The organism is Nonomuraea terrae, assembly GCF_004348995.1.
In the GTDB taxonomy this organism is placed as follows: Bacteria; Actinomycetota; Actinomycetes; order Streptosporangiales; family Streptosporangiaceae; genus Nonomuraea; species Nonomuraea terrae.
The window spans coordinates 1-5,397 of the sequence record NZ_SMKQ01000343.1; the positions used below are offsets into that span (position 1 = coordinate 1).

Consider the following 5,397-nt stretch of genomic DNA (forward strand, 5'->3'; position numbering starts at 1 on the left):
GCCCCCACCCGAGCCGCCACCCGAACCGCCACCTGAGCCGCCACCTGAGCCGCTCGCGGAGGCGGCCGCCGCGGAACCGGACGAACCACCCGTCCCGCCGACCCGTGGCCCGCCACTCCGCGGGCGCGCGGCGCCGCCCAGGTTGAGCGGGGGCGCGGTGCCCCTGCGCGGTTCGAGCGAAGCCCGCGCCGCCGCCTTGCCGCCTTGGTGGTCGGTGTCGAGCGGCGCCGCCGTCGCCGGGATGCGGGTGCCGGTGGGCGATCCCTCGCCCTCCTCACCGCGTACGCGCGCCTGCCCCGCCGCGGCCGTCGCCGCCGCGCCAGCAGGGTTGGCCACGCTCGCCGCCCTGATGAGCGGTTCGGCCTTGCGCAGCCCCCAGCGCCCGATCCGGGCCGAGGCGACCGGCGGCAGCACACCCACCGACCGCTCCAGCACGGACGAGCTGGCCGCCTCGCCGAGCATGCGGGTGGCCACCGTGTGACCGCTCATCGAGGCGAACAGGTGCTGGAACGGCCGCCGGTAGAAGAACACCGCGATCGTCAGCAGGGCCATGAACAACACTTGGAGCCCCCACGGCATGGCCGTGGAGATGATCAACGCGTAGCCGTACACGAGGACGCTGAGCACGATGGTCAGCACGGCCTGCCGCAGCAGCGTGCCGATGAGCATCTCCACCCAGCGCATGGCGACGATCCGGCCGCTGCCCGGATGCACGCCGATGAGCAGGAAGACCGGCCCGAGGATCAGCAACAACAGGAAGCCGACCTTCAGCACCAGCAACGAGACCGCCACCAGGAAGATCAGCAGACCCGCCACGATGGCCGCGATGAACGCGCCCACGGCCACGCCGAGGCGGTTGCTCCAGTCGCGGCCGGAGAAGACGGTGTAGCGGGGGTCGTTCCTGAGGCTGCTGGCGAGTGCGGCGTACTCCGACTGCCGCTCCCCCACGTCGGGGGCCGGCTGCCCCGGCACGGCCGGCGGGATCGACTGGATCTCCAGCATCTTGCGGCCGAAGTCGCGCACGATGGGCTGCTGCGGGTCGGAGGTGCCGAACATGCCCACCAGCCACGGCTTGCAGACCAGCGTGGACCACAGGGCGTCGGCGTTCTGCTCGATCCCGGGGGTGCCGTTCTGGCCGTAGCCGCCCGCCCTGATCTCGGGGGTGGTGTCGCCGGGAGGCGGCAGGCAGGACGCGCCGCCCGCCCCGGGCAGGCCGGAGAAGGCGGAGTTGACGACCTCGCCGGTCTTGTCGGTGACGACCTTGCCCAGGCCGGTGAAGTCACCGGGACGGCTGAAGAACCAGACCGCCACGGTGACCGCCAGCACCATCCAGATCACGCCCTCGGCGGTCGTGGTGGCCCGCTTGCGGATGAGGCCGTACCAGGCCAGCCAGATCGCGCCGAGGATGATGACGGGCTGCAGGAACTGCCAGTACATGGCGTCGGCGAGGTTCGTGACGATGTCGTCGACGACGTCCTTGATGGCCTGGAGCGGTCCTTCGGTCGCCGCGGCCTGGTACGTGGTGATCGTCAGCCGGTCGATGGCCTTGGCCGCGGTGAAGATGCCGTTGGCCCACATGTTGCCGAGCACGGCGACGTAGTCGGAGCAGCCCAGGTCGTGCGTGTGCCAGAACTGGCCGCTCATGCCGAACTGGGCGTAGTTGGTGGTCGGCGCCTGGGGCCCGCCCTCAGGAGGCGGCGGCTGGATCATGCCGTCGGTGCCGCCGCCGATCACCTCGGGGGCCAGCGCGCCCGACAGGTCGCAGGGGGCCGCGGCGGCCGGCTGCGTGGCGCCCACCGCGAGCGGCACCACGAGCATGCCGAAGGCCAGCGCGAGAACGAGCGCCAGCCGTCTGGGTAGCCGGATCTTCATGACCGTACCTCCTGCGCCCTGCCCACGCCCCCCTGAAGATCATCATGCCCCGCGCTCACGGGTTTGTCGTGTGTCGGGTTCGTGTCGAGCCAACGGAGAAGCTCCTCGGAGACCAGGTCTACTCCGATGCGGCCCGCCCTGCCATCCAGATCACGAAAAACGCATTCGCCGTTGCCGAGCGAGCGGAGCACGGCCTTGTGCTCCTCCGACGGCTCCACCCCGAGCAGCGACATGACGTGGTCCACCTCCACCCGTTCGGTGGACCGGAACGCGAACACGGACGACAGACAGTTGGTCACCTGCTCGTTCAGCAGGTCTCCGGCGTTCTGCGAGACCAGCACGAGCGCGGTGTTGCGGGAGCGGCCCATCCGGCTGACCTCGGGCACCAGCTTGGCGCCCTCGGGCGTGGAGGTGATCGCCCACGCCTCGTCCAGGAAGATCGCCTTGGGGGCGCGCCGGTCCAGGCCGTTCATCAGCCTGCGCGCGAACTGTGAGACCAGATAGAGCAGCGCCACCGACAGGCGCTGCTCGTAGGAGTAGTCGTCCCTGACCGTGGCCACGTCGGGCAGCGTGAGGCCGCCCAGCGTGAACACGGTCGTCCAGCCCTCGGTGTCGATCTGGTCGCCGCCGGAGGGGTCGAAGCAGAGCCGGGCCAGGCGCATCTCCGACATCGAACGCAGCACCGCGCCCAGGTTCTTCGACGCGGGGTCGTCGGCCTGCTCCAGGAAGTCGACGACCTTGCCCAGCGACGGCCCCGGCTGGTTGGACACCGCCGCCACCGCCTGGATCATCGCCGACTCGCGCTCCTCCGACATGCGCGGCAGCAGCAGCCGCAGCGTCTCGGTGGCCATGGTCTTCTTCGCCGCGATGTCGTCGCCGAACGAGAACGGGTCCAGCAGTCCCGGCGCCGCCGAGCCGAGCGGGATGACGCGCGCCTTGCGCCCCCGCTTCTCCAGCAGCTGTACCAGCGACTCCGCGTCGCCCTTCGGGTCGATCACCGCGACGGTGACGCCGCGCAGCGCCATCTGGTAGATCATCAGCAGCGCGAGCGTGGTCTTGCCGCCACCCGGCTCACCGGTGATCGCGATGGCGGTCGGCCGGTTGCGGGTGGCCGCCACCAGCGGGTCGAAGTGCACGACGCTGCGCGCCCTGCCGACGGTCTCGCCGATGTACGGCCCCAGCCAGCCCTCGCTGCCCTCGCCGATCCGGTCGCCGAGATCGACGGTGGCCGTGGCCATGCCGCCCGCGATCGTGCGCAGCGGCTGGCGCTGGGCGTAGGCGTTGACGCGTACCTTCTCGCCCGGCAGCGACTCGCAGAACAACGAGAACTGGTCGCCGGTCGAGTTGACCACGTCGATGCCCATGTCGCGGTAGTGCTCGACCACCGCCTCCACCCGCTGCACGCAGATGTCCTCGGTGGGGGCCGAGACGATCAGCCGGTGCCAGCCGTACACGAAGGGCAGCCGTTCCTTGGTGATGCCGTGCTCCAGCATGCGGGCCGCGTCGATCTGCTCGGCCAGCGCCAGCGGCGCCTCCGCGCCCGCCTCGCGGATGTGGTTGTCCATGTCGCGGGCGTGCGCCAGCTTGCGGGCGACGTCCTTCGACGCCTTGACCGCCGGGATGAGCCGCATCCGCGAGGAGATCTCCACCGGGAACGGCAACTGGTCGGCGAAGTGCATCCACGGCTCGCCGTCGGGGAACGGCATGAGGTCGGGGAACCGGGCGAACGACAGGTAGGCGACGTACGAGTCGCCCTGCGGCTGCACGATCCGCAGCAGCGACCTGCCGTTGTGGATCTCTCCCTCCACCAGCGACTCGATCTCGCCCCTGCCCCAGCGCCGCCGGGGACTGGCCGACGGCGGCGGGTCGCCGATGCCGCCCGCGGTGGCGTGCTGGAACAACCACGCCACCTCGACGGAGGTGGCGTGACGGGCGTAGAGGGCGCTCGATGCGAGTGCTCGGCCGAGACGTTCGGCCTGTTCCGTCCACCGCCCGATCTCGCTGTCGGGCACGTGGTCGTCCTCCATGCCGAGGACCTTCTCGGTCTTCTGGTAGAAGCCGAGCAACTGGGCGAGCACGCCGGCGCCGAGCTGCTTGCCGCGCGGCCCGAGGCGTACGCCGAGGAAGACCTCCTTGGTCCAGAAGTCCTTCGCCCAGACGTGCCGGTACATCTCCTCCAGGTAGTCGCGCCAGCCCGGCCCCTCGTCGGAGGTGGCGTTGAGCGCCATCGCCCACTCGGCCGCCGGGTACGTGCGGTGCGCGACCCTCAGATGCACCTCGGCGTCGGGCATCCGGATCGCGGCCAGCGCGATGGTGATGTTGGTGGCCAGCGCCTCGCGCTCCTCGGGCGTGATGAACTCGTAGCTGACCGTCGGAAGCCGGAAGTACGCCCATGCGCAGGTGTCCGTGAGCAGGATGCGGTCGTCGAAGTAGCGGACCGCGAGGCGCTGGTGCGCTCGGGACGCCCTGCTCATGCCGCCCCCTCGGCGCATGAACGGGCCAGACCTGCTCGCTTGTTCACTTATCGCTCACCGATTCTCGTGCCCGGGGGGTCACTCGCCAACTCCTCTTCGCTCGGTCGTACGGTCTGTGCCGCGAAGCCCGCGACCACGACACCGGCGAGGGCGAGGTAGGCCCGCCGCCCGGCCGCGCGCAACTGCCCTGGATCGACGGTCTCCGCGCCGTCGGGCGCCAGACCGTCCTCCCAGGGGACCCTGACGATGGCCCGGCACCTGCCTCTGGCCACCGACTCCGCCTGCTCGACGTCGGCCATCGAACGCCTGCTCACGCCGTTGACCACCATCACCGCACGCCTGCGCAGCTCCGCGCAGCCGTGCCCGTCGAGCCACTCGTACGTCATCGCCACCGCCTCCGACGCCTCCTCGCTCGCCGGGACCACCAGGACGAGCTGGTCCGCGTACGGCAGCAACCGGGCCGCCAGGGCGGCGGCCGGGTCGATGACGGCCAGCTTGTAGTGGCGGTCGAGCAGGCGCATGGATTCGCCGAGCCGGTGGTCGGAGAAGAAGGACCGGTCCGCCAGGCGCTGTTCGGCGCCCGCGTCGGTGTCCGCGCTGATCACCTCGAGACCCGAGGCGGTCCGCGTGGTGTATCCCCGCATGGTGAGATAGCCGCTGACCCGGTCGAGCCCCGACAGCAGCGAGGTCAGGGTCTCGGGGGTCTCCGGCTGGATCTTGCTGGTCAGGGTGCCGCCGCCGGTGTTGGCGTCGACGGCGACGACCCTGTCGTCACGGTGTTTGGCGAGCGTGTGGCCGAGCATGAGCGCCGTCGTGGTCTGGCCGGCGCCGCCGGTGCAGCCGAGCACGACGATCCTGCGGCTGCCGGAGAACACACCCCTGGCCCGGGCCTCGTCGATCTCCGACCCGTCCGTACGCATCCCGCCGCTGCCGCCGACGACGACCTGCGCGATCCGCCGCCACCCGCCGGAGTCGCGCCCGACGACGGACTCGACCCGCCGCACGCGCCCCTCCCCAGGCCGCGGCACGGGTACGGGAGCAACCACACCCC

3 protein-coding genes are annotated in these 5,397 nt (G+C 71.2%); all 3 read right to left on the reverse strand.

Annotation, left to right across the window (positions count from 1 at the left end):
• Positions 1–1,872: type IV secretion system protein (locus E1286_RS45700; protein ID WP_132623442.1), on the reverse strand; the 1,872-nt coding region annotated here is incomplete at its 3' end.
• The gene (locus E1286_RS45705; RefSeq protein WP_132623444.1) at positions 1,869–4,346 is read right to left on the reverse strand and encodes an ATP-binding protein; all 2,478 of its coding nucleotides are present in this window, start codon (positions 4,344–4,346) and stop codon (positions 1,869–1,871) included. The genes E1286_RS45705 and E1286_RS45700, both read right to left, overlap by 4 nt.
• A gap of 47 nt (positions 4,347–4,393) precedes the next feature.
• Positions 4,394–5,397: MinD/ParA family ATP-binding protein (locus tag E1286_RS45710; RefSeq protein ID WP_223190939.1), on the reverse strand; the 1,004-nt coding region annotated here is incomplete at its 5' end.